This window comes from Sorangium sp. So ce887 (assembly GCF_051521455.1).
Classification (GTDB): domain Bacteria; phylum Myxococcota_A; class Polyangia; order Polyangiales; family Polyangiaceae; genus Sorangium.
Genome location: NZ_CP150354.1, coordinates 795,967 through 812,876, shown reverse-complemented (window position 1 = coordinate 812,876; position 16,910 = coordinate 795,967). Strand labels below are relative to the sequence as shown.

At 69.1% G+C, this 16,910-nt stretch carries 9 protein-coding genes; 7 read left to right on the top strand and 2 right to left on the bottom strand.

Annotated elements, in window-relative coordinates:
- The first annotated feature begins 331 nt into the window (after window positions 1-331).
- The 7 genes from WMF36_RS03125 to WMF36_RS03095 all read left to right on the top strand — a co-directional run bounded on the left by WMF36_RS03125 (window position 332) and on the right by WMF36_RS03095 (window position 14,671).
- The gene (locus WMF36_RS03125) at window positions 332-1,036 is read left to right on the top strand and encodes a DUF6968 family protein (RefSeq protein ID WP_437578085.1); all 705 of its coding nucleotides are present in this window, start codon (window positions 332-334) and stop codon (window positions 1,034-1,036) included.
- On the top strand, window positions 1,033-7,047 hold the full coding sequence (locus WMF36_RS03120) for a DEAD/DEAH box helicase (protein ID WP_437578084.1): 6,015 nt from the start codon (window positions 1,033-1,035) through the stop codon (window positions 7,045-7,047). Before WMF36_RS03125 ends, WMF36_RS03120 begins: the two co-directional genes overlap by 4 nt.
- The gene (locus WMF36_RS03115) at window positions 7,044-9,104 is read left to right on the top strand and encodes a 3'-5' exonuclease (RefSeq protein ID WP_437578083.1); all 2,061 of its coding nucleotides are present in this window, start codon (window positions 7,044-7,046) and stop codon (window positions 9,102-9,104) included. The genes WMF36_RS03120 and WMF36_RS03115 overlap by 4 nt, the downstream gene beginning before the upstream one ends.
- 435 nt (window positions 9,105-9,539) lie before the next feature.
- Complete coding sequence (locus WMF36_RS03110; RefSeq protein ID WP_437578082.1) at window positions 9,540-11,138, top strand: hypothetical protein; 1,599 nt, start codon at window positions 9,540-9,542, stop codon at window positions 11,136-11,138.
- A 251-nt stretch (window positions 11,139-11,389) separates the two neighbouring features.
- Entirely contained in the window at window positions 11,390-11,920 is a 531-nt protein-coding gene (locus tag WMF36_RS03105; RefSeq protein WP_437578080.1) for a hypothetical protein, read from the top strand.
- Between the two features lie 540 nt (window positions 11,921-12,460).
- Complete coding sequence (locus tag WMF36_RS03100; protein ID WP_437578079.1) at window positions 12,461-13,492, top strand: hypothetical protein; 1,032 nt, start codon at window positions 12,461-12,463, stop codon at window positions 13,490-13,492.
- A 168-nt stretch (window positions 13,493-13,660) separates the two neighbouring features.
- The gene (locus WMF36_RS03095; protein WP_437578078.1) at window positions 13,661-14,671 is read left to right on the top strand and encodes a hypothetical protein; all 1,011 of its coding nucleotides are present in this window, start codon (window positions 13,661-13,663) and stop codon (window positions 14,669-14,671) included.
- Between the two features lie 75 nt (window positions 14,672-14,746).
- Here the strand turns inward: WMF36_RS03095 and WMF36_RS03090 are convergent, their stop codons facing one another.
- Together WMF36_RS03090 and WMF36_RS03085 are read right to left on the bottom strand one after the other, a co-directional pair.
- The gene (locus WMF36_RS03090; RefSeq protein WP_437578077.1) at window positions 14,747-15,811 is read right to left on the bottom strand and encodes a hypothetical protein; all 1,065 of its coding nucleotides are present in this window, start codon (window positions 15,809-15,811) and stop codon (window positions 14,747-14,749) included.
- Window positions 15,808-16,899 carry a hypothetical protein gene (locus WMF36_RS03085; RefSeq protein WP_437578076.1) on the bottom strand — a complete coding sequence of 364 codons (1,092 nt, stop codon included), beginning with the start codon at window positions 16,897-16,899 and terminating at the stop codon, window positions 15,808-15,810. The genes WMF36_RS03090 and WMF36_RS03085 overlap by 4 nt, the downstream gene beginning before the upstream one ends.
- Window positions 16,900-16,910: the final 11 nt, after the last annotated feature.

Here is a 16,910-nt window from a genome sequence, read left to right as displayed (position 1 = left end):
GCCGTGTCCCAGCAAGCGTCAGACGACAGTGCCACGCCGAGTCTATGGAAGGATACGGCCTCTGTCAGAAAAATTGTCGCAACGGGTGCGAAGCTGCCGGCTCGGCTCTGTACGACAGGTGGGAGCTGTACTGCGACGAGCGTTGCCCGTGGCACTACAAAGGCGAATGCAACTTGCGCAATAGGCTGGGACGCATAGCGTTTCGTCGCGCGTGCGGCCGAGCACGGCGTGTGGGTTCGGTCACGATCTGCTGAGGTAGAGAACCTCGCCTGAGCCCGAGCGGACGCACCTCCCGCTTGACCGGGCGCCGAGAGCGTGTATCGGACAACGCATGAACAAGATCCTCGGAGAGCGGAAGCTTGTGTTCAAGCCTTCCGACGGCTCACCGCCTCAGACGGTAGTCGCCCGATTCGGTCATCCAGAACCAGGAAGCGACGGCATTTGGTGCGTGGACGTCCAGGTGGAGAAAACAGGGAAATCCGGCACGACAGACCGGGCCCACGGCATGGACCAGGCTCAGGCTATCTTGCACGCATTCCTGCTCCTCGATGCTCAGCTCGAGGACATGGCAGCGCGTGGATCCATCGAGCTATCCGAAAGCAGCGAACCCGTGGAGCAAGAGCCCACAGAGAAGCCGGAAGCTTGGCGCTTCGTGCCGCGAATCGCGTCAGAATACGACTCCAGCATCGGCAACGAGCCGATGCTCGCAAGAGTGGACGTTCTCGGCGAGCGAGAGCTGACGCTGAAGGGGAAGGATGGCAACGAGGAGAAAGTGATCGTACGCCTCGGACATCCATATAGGTCCAGTGGCCATTGGCGCGCGCCGTGCGAGATCATCGGTCCAGGAGACGCGATACAGCGTCGCTCTGGCTCGGGAGAAGACCCGATCCAAGCGCTGACGCACCTGCTCTATCTCATCCCGATCCTCCTGGACAGCCTCGCGGAAGATAAAGAATTTCATACGCGGGAAGGCGCGGCGGGACATTGGTTCCCGCGGATCCTGATCGAGGAACAACCGGGTAAAGCAACGAAATGAAGCACAGCTCCGCCGACGGCGACGGCGGCGCCGGAGCTGGCAGCGCGGCCGCGTCGGTGTGCGGGGATGTGCCCGGGCGAGAGCCGCCTTGCCATGCCTCGCCGGCTCGGGTTCACTGGCATCGCGCGGAGCTCGGCGCGGCCCGAGGCGACGCGAGGGCCAAGGCGGGCCGACCACCGACGATGCTGAACCCGATCACGTACAGCGAGAAGGTCGTCGGCGACTTCCTCCGCTACCAGCTCACCACCTATCCCTTCGCCGACCAGCGCCTGTACGAGCAGCTCCGCGGCCTCCTGAGCCTGGAGCAGACCCGCCAGACGCCGCTCCTGCGCGGCCCCTACGTCGGCCTGAGCCGGTCGTTCCGCACCGGCGCCGCGGTCGCGTCCCTCGTCGCAGACGGCCTGCTCCACCCGGCCCTCACGAGCCTCGCGCCCTATCCCCACGTCTACGGCCACCAGCAGTCCGCCTTCGAGGCCATCGCGCAGCGAAAGACCACGCTCGTCGCCACCGGCACCGGCTCGGGCAAGACGGAGAGCTTCCTCTATCCGATCATCAGCCACTGCCTGCGGCTCCGCGACGAGCACGCGCCCGACGGGATCGCCGCCGTGCTCGTGTACCCGATGAACGCGCTGGCCGAGGACCAGCTCGGCCGGCTCCGCTCGCTCCTCACAGGCACCGGGATTCCCTTCGGGATGTACGTCGGCAAGACGCCGGAGAAGGCCGCCGACGTGGTGGGCGAGCGGCTCGGGGCCGGGGCCTCGCGCGGCGACTACGAGGCCGCGGTGCGGCGGCTGCGCGCCGAGAAGCGGCCCGTCGCGGCCATTCCGCCCGAGGAGCGCCCCTCGCGCGACGAGATGCGCGCCCCGGGCAAGCGGCCGCGCATCCTGCTCACCAACGTGAAACAGCTCGAGCTGCTCCTGACGCGGCAGCGCGACATCGAGCTCTTCGCGGGGGCGACGCTCGACTTCCTCGTGTTCGACGAGGCGCACACCTTCAGCGGCGCCGCGGGCGCCGAGACGGCGTGCCTCATCCGGCGGCTCCGCAGCTTCTGCGGCAAGCGACCCGACGAGACGGTGTGCATCGCGACCTCGGCCACCATCGCCGATCCCGCGCGCGGGCCGGAGGCCGGGCGCGAGTTCGCCAGCCGGTTCTTCGGCGTCTCGCCGGAAAACGTGGCGCTCGTGGGCGAGGAGCACGAGGACGACGTCTGGGCGCCGCAACGCGTGGCGTCGAAGCCGCTGCCGGGCGACCCGGCGGTGCAGCTCCAGACGGTGCTCGAGGCCGTCGCCGCGGTGGAGAAAGAGCAGCCCTCGAAGCAGGACCTGCGGGTGCTGAAGAGCGCCTTCCAGGCGATGACCGGCTCGTCGCTCGACCTGTCGCGCTGGCAGGAGAGCCTCTACGATCGGCTCGCCGCGAACGAGGTCGTCTACCAGATCGCCGAGGCGCTCCGGGCGGTCAAGCCGCTCACGCAGCTCGTGCGGGAGCTCGAGGCGCGCGTCGGCCGGCCGGTGCCCGAGGAGGAGATCGTGGCGTGGCTCGCCCTCGGGGCCGCCTCGCGCCGGGATGGCCGGCCGCTGCTCCGCCCCGTGGTGCACGCCTTCGTCCGCGGGCTCGCGGGCGCCGTGGTGACGTTCCCGCCGGGTCAGGAGATGCCGAGGCTGTGGCTGTCGCGCGAGGACGCCGCGGCCGCCGAGCCGGAGGGGAGCCGCTCGGCGCGCCTCGACGTCACCACGTGCACGACCTGCGGACAGCACTACTTCGTGCACTTCGTCGCCGACTTCAGCTTCACGGGCCGCGCGCCCGGGGGCGGCGAGGCGATCGAGGACCGGGTGGTGTGGCGGCCGCTGGAGGAGAAGTCGGGCGGTCAGCGCGTGGTGCTGCTCGATCGGCTGGTCTCGGACGGCGACGGCGAGGACGACGACGAGCCGAGGAACACAGCGACCGTGTTCCTGTGCCGGCGCTGCGGGGCGCTCCACCCGAAGCCCCGCGAGCGCTGCGACGGCTGCGGCGAGGCCGCGCCGCTGGTGGGGCTGTTCGCGGTCCAGCAGAAGGAGGCCGCCGAGCAGACGGAGACAGCCCAGAAGAAAGAGGGCCTCCGGGGCAAACTCAGCGCCTGTGTCGCGTGCCGCGCCCCGGGCCGCTGGAGGCCGGGCGACTACCGTGAACCGGCCCGGCCGGTGCGCGCGCAGAACGTGTCGGACGTGCACGTGCTCGCGCAGAGCATGCTCCACCACGCAGAACGGCCCCGGCTCCTCATCTTCACCGACAACCGCCAGGATGCCGCGTTTCAGGCCGGCTGGATGCAGGACCACGCGCGGCGCTTCCGCCTGCGATCGCTGCTCTACGAGCAGATCGAGCGCCGGCCCATCTCGGTCGGCGACCTCACCGGGGCGATCGACGACCTGCTCCACGGTGACGACGAGCTCTCGCGCGCCCTGATCCCCGAGGTATGGCGCGTCGAACGCAAGGAGACCGCCGGGACGCGGCACGCGTTCGAGCGGAAGCGCTTCCTGCGGATCCAGGTGCTGCGCGAGATCGCCACCGGCGCGCGGCAGCGGCTCGGGCTGGAGCCCTGGGGACGGATGGTGGTGAACTACGCCGGGCTCACCCAGGAGCACCCGTTCTTCCAGGCGTGGGCGCCTCGCTTCGACGGCTCGCCTGTCGATCTCCTGGAGGGGGTGGCCGCGCTGCTCGACATGAACCGGCGCGCGGCGATCGTCTTCGACAGGGAGGTGAGGATCTACTCGCGCTTCTGGGGCGACGGCGAGCGCGAGATCCAGAACGGGTATTTCCCGCAGATGCCCGGTGGCCCCAAGGGGTTGAAGCTGAGGCGCGGAGCGAACGATGACGACGCCCGGATCAAGCAGATCCTGAGCGCCCGCGGGGCGACGACGGCGCGCCTGCTCGCGCTCCGCTGGGGGCTCCCGGACGAGCAGCTCGAGCCCTTCTTCGAGGGGTTGTGGAAGCTGCTCACCGAGGAGCTCGGGCTGCTGGTCCCTGTGACCTTGACGGGCTATCGCGACAACGCGCTCCCGGGCTGCTCGGGGGCCATGCAGATCGACGCCGACCGCTTGCTGCTCACGGCCCACAAGGGGTTCTTCCGGTGCACCGTGTGCCGCCGGGCGAGCCTGCGGGCGACGCCGCGGAGGACGTGCACCGCGCGGACGTGCTCCGGGACGCTCGTGCACGCCCCGGAGAGCAGCGACAACTACGATCTGATGGTGCTCGACCAGCGCTTCGCGATGATCCGGCCGCGCGAGCACTCGGCGCAGATCCCCGCCGACGAGCGCGAGATGCTCGAGCGGTCGTTCAAGGGCGACAGCCAGCTCCTCAACACGCTCGTGTGCACGCCGACGCTGGAGCTCGGCGTCGACATCGGCGGGCTCGACTCGGTGCTGATGCGCAACGTGCCGCCGCTCCCGGCCAACTACTGGCAGCGCGCCGGCCGGGCCGGGCGCCGCCACCGGATGGCCGTGAACCTCACCTACGCGCGGGGAGCGAGCCACGATCGGGCCTATTTCACGAACCCGCTCAAGCTGCTCGACGGGCTCATCCAGCCTCCGCGCTTCAACCTCAAGAACGAGCCGATGGTGCGCAAGCACGTGCACGCCACGGTGCTGACCGTGCTCGGGCAGCTCGCGACCGGCGGGGCCGGCGCCCCGGGCGGCGCGCCGGACGGCGCCGGCGAGGCGCCGCTCGACAAGGGCGCGCGCGACGAGATCGCGCAGGCGCTCGAGCACAGCATCCCGACGCAGATCAAGACCTACCTCTTCGACGCGGCGGACAACGTGCGCGCGGTGCCGTTCGACGTGGGTCCGCTCGCGCGGGTCGTGTCGCGCCACGAGGAGCTGATCCTCGGCGAGGTGAGGAAGGCGTTCACCCAGGGGTGGCCGGCGCAGGACAGCGCGGTCGTGGAGCCCGCGGCCCTGCGCGCCGTCATCGCCGGCATGGCCGGGTCGCTTGTCGAGGTCATCGCCCGGCTCGAGCGGCGCCTGCGCTGGGCGCTGGATCAGATGCGACGGCTGGAGGCGGTGCGCGCCCAGAAGGGGACGCTCGATCCGGACGAGGACGCGCTGCTCGCCCGGTGCGACCGGCTGATCAAGCGGCTTAAGGGCAAGCAAGCGCGCGCCCGCCGCGACGCCGAGGGCTTCGACGACACGTACACCTACGCGGTGCTCGCGGCCGAGGGGTTCCTGCCCGGCTACGGGCTCGACGTCGGCGCGGTGGTCGGCTTCCACCAGGCGGCGCGGTACGGGACCGGCATGCGCGACTGGGAGCTCCGGCGCGCGCTCCCGCTGGCCCTGCGCGAGTACGTGCCCGGCAACCTGATCTATGCGAACGGGCACCGGTTCCTCCCGCGCTTCTTCCACCTCCTCGCGCTCGAGGAGCCGACGCTCTTCCAGGTCGACGTCACGAACGGCGCCGTGAGCGAGGCGGGGCTCGGGCGCGACGGCGCCGCGCTCGGGCTCGGCGCGGCGGCGCTGGCCGCGGTGCCGATCTGCGACGTCGATCTGCCGCACCAGTCCCACATCACCGACGATGAGGAGTTCCGGTTCCAGCTCCCGGTGACCGTGTACGGCTACGAGCAGCCGCGGCACGGCGGGGGCAAGGCGTTCACGTGGGGCGACCGCGTCGTGACCACCCGCGCCTCGGTCCACCTGCGGCTCGTCAACGTCGGGCCGACGTCGGGCGTCCGCGAGAGCAGGTTCGGATACCCGCTGTGCCTCGTGTGCGGGCAGAGCCGCTCTCCGCTCGCCTCGAAGAAGGATCGAGACGCCTTCTCGGCCGATCATCAGCAGCGCTGCGGCCGGCCGGTGACGCCGGTGGGCTTCTATGCCGACGTCGTGGCGAATGCCGTCGCCGTCGACGGCTGCGCCGATCTCCAGGAGGCCTACAGCGTGGCCGAGGCGCTCCGGAAGGGCGCGGCCGAGGTGCTGGAGATGGAGCTCGGCGATCTGCAGCTCCTCGTCGTGGGCCGCGCCGGCGAGGAGCAGCGCAAGGTGCTCGTCTACGATCCGATGCCCGGCGGCTCCGGGTTGCTCGATCAGCTCGTGTCGCGCTGGCCCGAGGTGGTGAGCGCCGCGCGGGAGCTCGTGGAAGGCTGCCCCGCGGGGTGCGCGAGCGCGTGCGTCGACTGCCTGCTCAACTACCGGAACTCTTTCTATCACGCCCACCTCGACCGCCACGTGGCGGCCGAGCTGCTGCGGCAGCGGGGCGGCGCCCTGGCGATCACGCACGAGATCCCGCCGCTGCTGCCCGCCCATCTCGGCACGGGGCAGCCGGTGAACCAGGCCGAGACGTCGCTCCGTTACATGCTCGAGCGCGCCGGGTTCCCCAACGCACGGGCGCAGCGCGAGATCGACCTCGGCAAGCCGCTCGGGATCACCGTCCCGGACTTCTTCTTCGAGGACCCGACGGAGCGGACCGACGGCGTCTGCGTCTACCTCGACGGGATGAGCCAGGCGCTCCATGGAAACCCCGCGACGCAGGCCAGAGATCGGGCCATTCGCGAGGAGCTGCGCAACCGGTTCTACGAGGTCCTCGAGATCACGTACGGTCAGCTCTCGGATCAGGGCGCGATGCGCGACAAGTTCGCGCGTCTCGCCCGCATCCTGCTGGGGAAGGAGCGCGCCGCCCAGATCCGGGACGACGCTTCCTGGTTCGAGGAGGCGCGCGCCGCCCACGCGTCGGACCACCCGCCTCCCTCGCTCGGCAGCGGTTGGGACGAGGCCATCGCGTTGCTCGACGAGCCCTGGCAAGCGCTGGCCGCCGGGCTCCGCGACGCCGGCGTCCCGGCCCCGGATGACTCAGACGCGGACCTCCTCGTCGATGGGCGGGTCGCGACCTACAAGGCGGTGCTGCTGTGGGCCCAGGCGACGCCCCTTGTCGCGCTCGTGGACACGGACGTCGCGATCGACGAGAAACAGGGCCGTCTCATGAGAGCCCAGCCGGAGAGCGACCCGGCGGTGCTGGCCGCCGCGCTGCTCGAACGACTCGGAGGGAAGCTGTGAAGTTCCTCATCGCCGACACGTTCACGAAGAGCCTGGCCAGGCTGGATGCGCAGTCTCAGGGCGCCATCAAGCAGGCGGCGTTCGACTTCCAGGTCAACCCCGCGAGCCCCGGCTTCAAGCTCCACAGGCTCGATCGCGCCAAGGACAAGGACTTCTGGTCCTTCCGCGTGAACAAGGACCTCCGCATCATCGTGCACAAGAGCGAGTCGTCGTTCGCGCTCTGCTATGCGGATCACCACGACGCCGCGTACGCGTGGGCCGAGGCGCGCAGGCTCGAGGTGCACCCCCAGACGGGCGCCGCGCAGTTCGTGGAGGTCAAGGAGCGGATCGAGGAGGTGGTGCGGCAGGTCGTGCGGGCGGCCGAGGGCGAGCCGGCGCTCTTCGCGAAGCACGAGACCGACTACCTCCTCGCGCTGGGGGTGCCCCCCGAGTGGCTCGACGCCGTGCGGGCGGTCGGAGAGACGGGGATCGAGAAGCTCTTCAGCCATCTGCCCGCCGAGGCCGCGGAGCGGCTGCTCCAGCTCGCGTGCGGCGAGCCCGTGCCGAGGCCGGTTCCCGTGACGACGCAGGACCCGTTCGAGCATCCCGACGCCAGGCGGCGCTTCCGAGTGCTCGATAGCCAGGACGAGCTCCGCCGCGCGCTGGACGCGCCCTGGGAGCAGTGGCTCGTGTTCCTCCACCCGACGCAGCGCGCGGTCGTGGAGAGGAAGTTCAAGGGGCCGGCCCGCGTGACGGGCGGCGCGGGGACGGGCAAGTCGGTCGTCGCGATCCATCGCGCCGCGCACCTCCTGAAGGCGGACCCGGGCGCGCGCGTCCTGCTCACCACGTATTCGCGCACGCTCGCCGTCCGGCTCGGCCACAGCGCCGATCTCCTGCTCGGGAGCGACACGAAGGAACGCAGGCGCCTGGCGGTCGATCACCTGCACAAGATCGCGAGGGACATCTCGGCGCAATCCACCGGAAAGCCGCTGTCGGTCCTCGATCCGGAGAAGCAGCTCGGCGGGCTGATCGAGACCGCGAAGGGCCGAGTTGCCCCGAGCGTGGACCTCTCGGTCGCCTTCCTCAGGTCGGAGTGGAACGCCGTCGTGGACCCGTGGGGGCTCCGGTCGTGGCCGGCCTACAAGGGGGTGTCTCGCGCCGGGCGAGCGACTCCGCTGGGAGCGAAGCAGCGGCTTGTGATCTGGAAGATCTTCGAGGAGCTCCAGCGCCTGCTCGCCGAGCGGCGGCTCACGACCTGGCCCGGGCTCTGCTACGTGGCGGCGGAGCGCCTGTACGACGCGCGGCCCTACGATCACGTGATCGCCGACGAGTGCCAGGACTTCGGGCCCGCCGAGCTGACGCTGCTCCGCGCGCTCGCGGACCCTGGGCCGGACGATCTGTTCCTCTGCAGCGACGCGGGCCAGCGGATCTACAGGGCGGCGGTGGCCTGGTCGTCCGCGGGAATCGACGTGCGAGGTCGCTCCACGCGGCTGTCGAACAACTACCGTACGACCGACCAGATCCGCCGATTCTCGGATCGGATCCTGCCGGAGGCGATGGACGAGGGAGACGGCGAGAAGGAGAAGCGGAGCACGGTGTCCGTGCTGAATGGTCCGCACCCCGATGTCCAGGGGTTCGCGACCGTCGCGAAGGAGGCCGAGGGCGTGGCGGGTCTGTTGAAGAACCTGCTGGCGTCGGGTTACAAGCCGCGAGACGTCGCGATCTTCGGCCGGAGCGAGCGCGTGCTCCGGGATCGCGTCGAGCCTGCGCTGGCGAGGGCCGGGCTCACGGGTCATCCGCTGAGCGACGACCAGCCCCCGTCGGCGGCGGACGTGTCGGTGGGCACGATTCACCGGGCCAAGGGGCTCGAGTTCAAGGTGGTTGTCGTCGTCGGGTGCGACGCCGACGTGGTGCCGGCCACGTACCTGCAGAAGGAGCTCGTCGACGAGGCGGACCGCGAGGCGTTTCTGGAGCAAGAGAGGCACTTGCTCTACGTGGCGTGCACGCGGGCGCGGGAGCGGCTGGTGGTGACGTACGCGGGGACGCCGAGCCGGTGGGTCGGGGCGCCGGGCGGCTAGGCGATCGGGGGCCAATCCCCTCACCGTACTTGTCGAGCCGCCTGACGCGCTGACACACCCGGCCCCTCTTCCCCCGGAGGGAGCTCCGGCGCGGCGCTCTTGCCCATGTGGCCGTTCGTCGGCCGTCTGGTGGACGAACACCCCAGCTCAGGGGCGTTCCGCTCCCAGCGGATACGCCGGCGCAGGCGCTCGCTACGGATCCCGAGCGATGACGATTTCGTGAAGGACGCACGGGCCCAGCGGCATCCAGGGAGGCAGGAGGCGATTCAACGAACCTGGCCCACCCGGTTCGAGGACTCCTTCGAAGACGGCTCGGCCGATCGTCACGTCGTGAGCTCCGAGCCTGCGCGTGGGTTCGAGGTCTGGGGTCCGTGACTCCAACCACGCTCGCGTCCGCTACTGCCACGCGCTTTTTTTCGAGACGATGGAGGTACAATGCGCAACGCTTCGTTCACCCATAGCAGCGGGTTTCTTGTTCTCTGCCTCGCGCTCTCCGCCTGCGGCACTGCGATGGAGGAGGCGGAGGCGGAGGACGTCGAGTCGATCTCCGCCGTCCAACAGCCCTCTGTCATCGGCGGCCGCAAGGTCGCGGCGATCTTCATCAAATTCGCGAACACACCGAGCCCGACTTTCACCATCGATCAGGTGCGGAACACCCTCTTTCACAACGCGAATTCGACCAACAACTTCTTCCTTGAAGCCTCCTACGGGAAGATGAACCTGACCGGTCACAACAACACCGACGGGGACTATTTCGGCTGGTACGAGATCAACGTGGGGCCCCCAAGCTGCGCTCAGCTATCCAACTACGCGGCGTGGGGCAGGACGATGGCCACGCTCCAGGGGGGCTACGTGGAGGCCAACTACCAGCACACGATGCACTTTTTCTCCGGGGGGCCGGACGACTGTAATTTCGGAGGTGTAGGTGACTTTCCGGGTTCCAATACGTCTTATATCGGTCTCACCGACTCGGGCACCTATGCGCACGAGCTGGGACACAACCTGGGCCTGGACCACGCCGAGCTGCTGAATTGCGCCGACGCTGCTGGGAACTGGGTGTCGATGAGCCCGAGCTGCGCGCAACCCGGTCTGCCTGCATGCGAAAACAGCGGCCAGCTCAACCCGGGGAACACGAGTTGTTTGCAGGGACACGGCGACTCGTTCAGCACGATGGGGGCGCGGTTCCAGCACTACAATGCTCCGGAGAAGGCGCTCCTCGGCTGGTTCGATCCGGCCAACACGGCGACCGTGAGCGCGAGCGGGACCTCCACCGTCAGCGTCAAGCCGATCGAGGTCGCTTCGACGGGCGTGCAGAGGCTCGTCGTCCCCATCCCCGGCGGGCAGGAGACGTACCAGGTTGAGTATCGTCAGCCGCTCGGCTTCGACGCCAGGCCGTTCAACGCCCAGGGGTTCACGGCGGACTCGCCGGTCGCTCGCGGAATCCTCGTGCACCGAGGCACGCTGGTGGGGACCCCGACGCACATCCTCAACATGACGCCCTCCGTGCCGATCGACGCAGCTCATTATGAGCCGCACGTCTCGCGCGAGGCGCTCCCCTGGAGTCATACGTTCGTGGATCGCGACGCGAACCTGGCCATCTCGCTGCTCGGGGTCTCGCCGTCCGAGGCGACGGTCAAGGTGACCCGCGGCACGGTGGCCGAGCCGATCCCCGCCTGCGCCGACGCGCCCAGTCACTGGTACTTGAGGTGCGGCGCGACCGACTCGACCTCGATGAATGCAGCGACCCAGCTCGCGGCGGTCGGCGACGATGCCCTCGAGCTCACGTACCAGGTCAACCAGTTGATCGCGACCCAGACGGGTGGAGACATCTGCTTGCTCATCCAGACGCACACCGCCGGGCAGTGGGATCCGTGCGCGCAGTACTGGGTGCCGGCCGGCGGCACCCTGGCGTCGGGCGAGACGAAGACCCTCTCGCCCAATCTCGCCTCGTTCCGCATCACCTATCCTGCGGCCGGGAGCTACAAGGCTTCCCTCGACGCCAAGGGCGCGCTCAGCGTCACGCCCGTTCCCTGACCGCCTCGGCATCGGCGCGTGGCTCGCCCTCGGGGCAGCGTCGCGTTGGGATGGCCGGCCGCTGCTCCGTACACGCGCGCCGCGCAAGCGCGCGCAATCGCGCACGCCTTGGACGGTTCGAGCCGCATCCGTTGCGATCGCCTCGACGAATTTCGGCTTGACGCCCGAATCACCCCCCGGAACAATGGCTCGCACCTCACATCGTATCGGCCTTCGGGGAAAGACGAACGTGGAAGGAAGGAGCGCTCTACGTGTTCCGGCCCTTGCGGCTCCGCCGTTATCTCTGTGCCTGTGCGCTCGTCGTTGCGCCGACGGCGGTACACGCACGCGAGTTCAGCGTTGGCGTGAGCGTGGGCGGGATCCAGGTCGGGACCGAGCCCAAGCTCGCGGTGAGCCCGTTCGCCGGAGTGCTCTGGCGCAAAGAGGGGGACTTCCGGATCGAGGTCCACAACATGCTCAGCATCGTTCCAGGATCACGTATAGGGATCTACGACCGGACGGCAGTCACTCTCGGGCACACCAGGAAGACAGGCAACATCAGCCTTGGCCCCTCCCTGTCGATCTACTCGATGGCGGTGTGCGGCGCCGTGTATTGCGACCGCGTGACGGGAGTTGCTCCAGGCGGCCGCGCCCAGTCCGACTGGTACTTCGCCGGACGCCTGGGCGCGTCCGTGAGCGCCAACGTGGACTGGGCCGGCGGAAGCAGCCATTTTCTTCATGACAGCCTGGTTGTCATGGTTACCGCTGGGCCTGTATGGAGATTCGGCGGAGAGTCGAAATGAACAAGATCCTTGTTGTTCTATGTCTCGGCCTCGCCGGGTGCAACTTCGACTCTGGTGACTGCTATCTCCGGAGCGAGGGGGATGGCGGCGCCGGGGGGATCGTCCTCACCGCGACAGGGGTCGGAGGCTTCGGGGTCCGTCCGACAGGGGTCGGAGGCTTCGGGCCAGTTCCGCTTGAGCCGCAAGGCATGGATCCTCCTCCTCCTCCCGTCTGCAACATCGCGAGCCAGAGTCCATGTGGCGAGAAGTGCGATTCGGACTACGAGACCGCTGCGATTCAGTGTGGGAAGATCGAGAATGAAGCGCAACGAAGTGCATGTCAGGACAGCGCGCACGCGGCCTACCAGAGCTGCCGGGATAACTGCCAGCAAAGAGGCGACGACGATTGCGACAGAAAATATCAGGATTGCCAGAACAGTGGCCCGACGTCCTGTCTGAAGAAAGTCGGCGGAAAGTCGCTCTGCCAGCGCTGCTGGGAGCGATGCAAGGCCGGTGATTCTCCGTCGTCGCAGTGCCGCACGTGCAGGTTTTGAGGGCGTGATGACCATTCATATCGCCACATCCGCGGACCTTGGAACGGTGGTTCGCCGCGGGCTCCGCGATCCTGTGTGCTTCATCTCCGACAACTGGCTCGTTGGCCCCTGCTCCTCGGATCTCGAGGCGCACGGTCGAGCGCGGTGTGACTTCTGGGCGCTCACGGGACGGGAACGAACACGATTTACCGGCTCGTTTCGCGAGGTCATGAAAGCGATCGACTCGCGCCAGCGCATCGTCCTCTGGGCGTCGCGGCTCGGGAGCGACACGGTAGCGCTCTGGGCGCTCTGCGCTTGGAGACTGCTGCGATGGTCCGACCGACCGAGCCTCGATCTCGCCGTGCTGGGCGGCCCAGCAGAGGCGGACGACGCGTCCGGGGTCGGCGGCGGTTTCATCCGTGTGACTCCCGCTGACGTCCGTCGCAGCCTGGACCACGTGCGCTCTCTCTCCCTGACGCGGGTCCGGGAGATGGCCCGCTTCTGGCGAAAGTTGTCCGGTCGCTCCCCGATCCTGTCCGGCAAGGGAGGCGACGGCGCCGCACGCGCGCGCAGACAGCTATTCGAGCTCGGCGGCTACCAGGCGAGCTTCTTTCCCCGGTTCGACGGGCATGCCATCACCCTCTCTCGGTTCGATGAGCTCCTGTTTTCGTGCCTCGCAAAGCAAGGGTCGACGGCTGTGGATGTGTTTGTGAGCCGCGGAGCGGCCGGCGAGGAGCTGCGCAACAAGTGGGTGAGCCTCACCGGGGATATCTTTCTGTCCATTCGCCTCGCGCAATGGGCAAAGCACAACGGGGGCGACCCCGCGCTGCTGAGTGAGCCGTACCGGGCAGGCAACGAAATGATGGCTGCACGCTACAAGCTGTCTGGTACAGGCCGTAAAATCATGCGGCATGGACTGACCGGTATCGCTCAAGGAGCGCCGCTGCCGGTGTGGGGTGTGACAGCGTACGACCCTGCGGCCCCCTGGGTCGTGGAGGATGGCCCCGCGGGGCAGCGCTTCCAGCGACTCGGAAAGCTCGCCACGCAAGACGCGAAATGATTCGTCGAGGTGCGCCGTAAGCATCGCGTCGACGCCCACCCCGGACGCTCGGGCCTCTCACTCATTTCATTGCATTTTTTAAATAAAAAACCGAGATTTGATCTTCCCATCATCTGGATGCACTTGACAGCAGCGCCTGCGCTCGGCGCGGCCTGGAAGTAGGAGCTCATGGCAAGGCCCGCTGAACCCAGCGAACGCGCGGCGCTCGTCGCGCTCGGAGACGAGCTCGCCCGCAGTCACGCAGCGCACGTCCTGAGCGATGCGCTGCAGGGGAGGCTCTCCCTCGACAGGCGCGAAGCGTTGCCCGGGCTCGTCCGGCAGAGCGAGCGCCACGAGGCCAGCGGGCCGATCTGCGACGCCGGACGCTTCGCCACGGCGCTGGTCGGGAAGCTGCGCGTCGACGGACAAGCAGAGCTCGCGGACGCGATCGTGTCGTTGCTGGGCGGCGGCCCTGTCGACGCCGACCCGATGCTCTGGCTCGACGAGGTCCAGGGGAAGATCGCCACGAGGCGCCACGAAGCCGCGACGCTTCGCGCCCACGGGCGTCACGAGCTCGCGAGCCTGGTCGAGAACACCCTCTCGCTCGACCTCCGGGTGGCGTTGCGAGAGCGGCTCTGCGCCGACGGTCACCACGAGCTCGCGGATGCCATCGCGAGGGCAATCCGCGCCCACGAAGAACGGGAGCGCCGCGAGGCAGAGACGCCGTCGCCGGCCCAGCCGCCAGCGGCCGCCAGAAAGCACGAGCCCCCGCCCGATGGCGCCGCGCTCCGGGCCCTGGCCGACACGCTGGGGGGCAGCTACCCCGCGGACGTCCTGGCCTGTGCGCTCGTCACCAGGCTCCGCGCCGAGGGACGCGACACGCTCGCGGGCTCGATCATGATGTTCTGGGCGCGCGACGTCGCCGGGCCGATCGTGGACCCCGCACGCCTCGCGGCCGACCTCTGCGCACAGCTCCGCGCCGAGGGACGCGGGGAGCTCGCGGACACCCTCGCGTCGCTGCTCCGCGACGCCGCCATCGGCCGCGATGCGGGCGAGATCCTGGCGGCCTGGCTCGACGAGCTCGCCGGGCCAATCGTGGCCCCAGGACCGCTCGCGGCCGCGCTCGTCTCCGTCCTCCGCAGGCAGCGGCAGGACAGCCTCGCGGACGGGATCCAGGCATTGCTGAGCGCGAGCCGATGAGCTCTGTCCCTGCGGATGCCCGCATCGCGGCCGCCCCCGCGAGGACGAACCGCCGCAATGCGCCCGGGACTCGGCTCACCCTCTCGGCTCGCAGCAGAAGCTCACCACCTCTTCCGGCACGAGCTCGCCCTCCTGCTCGCCGCCGACGGCCTTGCACATGGCGGTACGCTCGACCGTCGACGTCGCGCTGACGCTTCGCGGGACAGAGCCGGGCGGCAGAGCGTAGCGGACATCGTCTTCTTCCAGGCTGGTGGCGGGAATGGGCTGCGTACACCGCTCGTCTGCGTAGAACGTGAGCAGATCCGTCGTCTCCCGCGAGCCCGTCTCCTCGACCTCGCACCACGTACAACCCTTGACGCCGGGATGGGCCTGCACGAGCTGGGAATGTGAGTCGGGACACTCCGGAACCGCCTCATCACCGTAATAGACCAGGCAGTCACGGAAGCCCGGCGCCAGCTCCGGCATACACCGCGTGCCCAGCGCTCCGCAGATTTTGCTCAGCTCCCAGAAACGCTCACATACCCGGACGAGGGTTCCCCAGGAGGCCGCAACGTCCTCCGGAGAGAGCGACACCTCGCAGTTCGGCTCTGGGTCGGAGTACGTGAAGCCGCCCCAGACGAGGTCCGCGTCCTCCTCGAGGGGATTCAGGATCACCCTCTGGGATACGCAGCTGCCATCCCACGCGACCGGCAGGACGAACCCGCCGACGTTCGAGATGTCACCGGATGTCCCGTCGGTGCCGTCACCTTCTTTCGCCGTCGTGATCCGAACGTAGGTCCTCTCTCGCAGCGGCTCGGCGACGCAGCGGGGACAGCGGTCGATGGATTTTGGATCCTGGTAGTAGTCCCAGACGGGATAGGCGTTGGCCGACGTGCAATCCGGCGCGTCGCGCGGGTCCCCGACCCAGATCATGAACGCTTCACGGGGACGGAAATGCTCGGTGAAGTAGTCGTACTGGGGCGACAGAGGAGCCGAGCAGCGCCAAGGACAGGTGTGGCTCAGGGGATCCGTGCAGTCCCCGTCGCCGCACGGCAAGCCGGTGCACGACGCCCCGATCAGCGCCGCGCCGGCGCCGAGCGCCAGGAGCGCCACCGCCATCGAGATCGTCCGCATCCCCGTTCGCCCTGTCGCGCCCTTCATGTTCCCTCCGGCATGCAGCAAAGCGTCCTTCTTGCCAGGACCACATCCCCCACGAGCTCCCCGCCGCTCGACGCGCAGCTCCCGGGCGCGTTGACCCGCCATTCCGCGCGCAGGCTCCCGAGCGTCGAGCCCGGCTCGGCGTCGTGACAGACGCCGTTCTCGGCGACGACGGCGGCGGCGACGAGATCGCCGCACGCGTCGTCCTCGAACGTGGACACGAGCGCCTCGCACGTGCTCGGCGCGGTCTCGGTGCACGCGCACGGCGTGCAGTCGCGGCTGTCGTCGAGCACCTTCCAGAAGGAGAACCTCTCCGAGAAAGTGCGGCCTGCGGCGCCCTCGCCGGAGGGGCACTTCGCGTAGTCCCCCTCCATCTCCGAGACGATGCAGCGGCGGAAGCCCGGCTTGAGAAGCGACGCGCCGATCATGCACCAGTCATTTGCGTCCGGGCACACCCCCGGCTCACTGCCCCCCTTGCACACGACGGCGATCTGCCGTTCGTCCGGCAGATCACCGTCGCGCGGCACCGATACCGGCGCGACCTCGCAGGGGCGCTCGGTGACAGGGGCGATTTCGAACGAGCCGAACGCATCGGGCGCCACCGCGCGGGGCGCGACGCACGCCCCATCCCAGCCGGGCGGCGCTCGGAACGGGGTCACGGTCTCGCCGGGGCCGTCGTCGCACATCCAGCCAGAGGTCACGGTGAGCCCCGCCGGCAACACGCACGCGGGATCGGTGCACGCACACGGATCGCAGCGGAAAGGGCGCTCCGGCTCGGCGACGAAGAGCTCGTGCTCCGCGAACACCGCGCCTTGGCCCTCCTCGGCCACCACGGCGTCCTTGCACGAGGGCTGCTCCGAAGCAGGCCCGATCCAGACGATGCGCGGACGCTCTTCGAAATCAGGGACGTCGGCGTCGACGCACGTGCCCATGCAGGCCTCGTTGTTGGTGCCGTTTTCGGTGATGATGTCGCACGCCAGGAGTTCGTGGCAGCCATAGCCGTCGGTGACCCCGCAGCCGCTCGCCACCGCGACCGCCGCACTGCTCATGCCGGCCAGCGCCGCCAGGATCCTCCCTGCCTCGCACCGCATCCTCGCTGCTC

What these genes read in the sequence shown, in the direction of transcription:
- WMF36_RS03085 (WP_437578076.1), bottom strand. Translation starts at nt 16,899, where the DNA reads ATGCGGTGCGAGGCAGGGAGGATCCTGGCGGCGCTGGCCGGCATGAGC.
- WMF36_RS03110 (WP_437578082.1), top strand. Translation starts at nt 9,540, where the DNA reads ATGCGCAACGCTTCGTTCACCCATAGCAGCGGGTTTCTTGTTCTCTGC.
- WMF36_RS03125 (WP_437578085.1), top strand. Translation starts at nt 332, where the DNA reads ATGAACAAGATCCTCGGAGAGCGGAAGCTTGTGTTCAAGCCTTCCGAC.
- WMF36_RS03095 (WP_437578078.1), top strand. Translation starts at nt 13,661, where the DNA reads ATGGCAAGGCCCGCTGAACCCAGCGAACGCGCGGCGCTCGTCGCGCTC.
- WMF36_RS03100 (WP_437578079.1), top strand. Translation starts at nt 12,461, where the DNA reads ATGACCATTCATATCGCCACATCCGCGGACCTTGGAACGGTGGTTCGC.
- WMF36_RS03090 (WP_437578077.1), bottom strand. Translation starts at nt 15,811, where the DNA reads ATGAAGGGCGCGACAGGGCGAACGGGGATGCGGACGATCTCGATGGCG.
- WMF36_RS03120 (WP_437578084.1), top strand. Translation starts at nt 1,033, where the DNA reads ATGAAGCACAGCTCCGCCGACGGCGACGGCGGCGCCGGAGCTGGCAGC.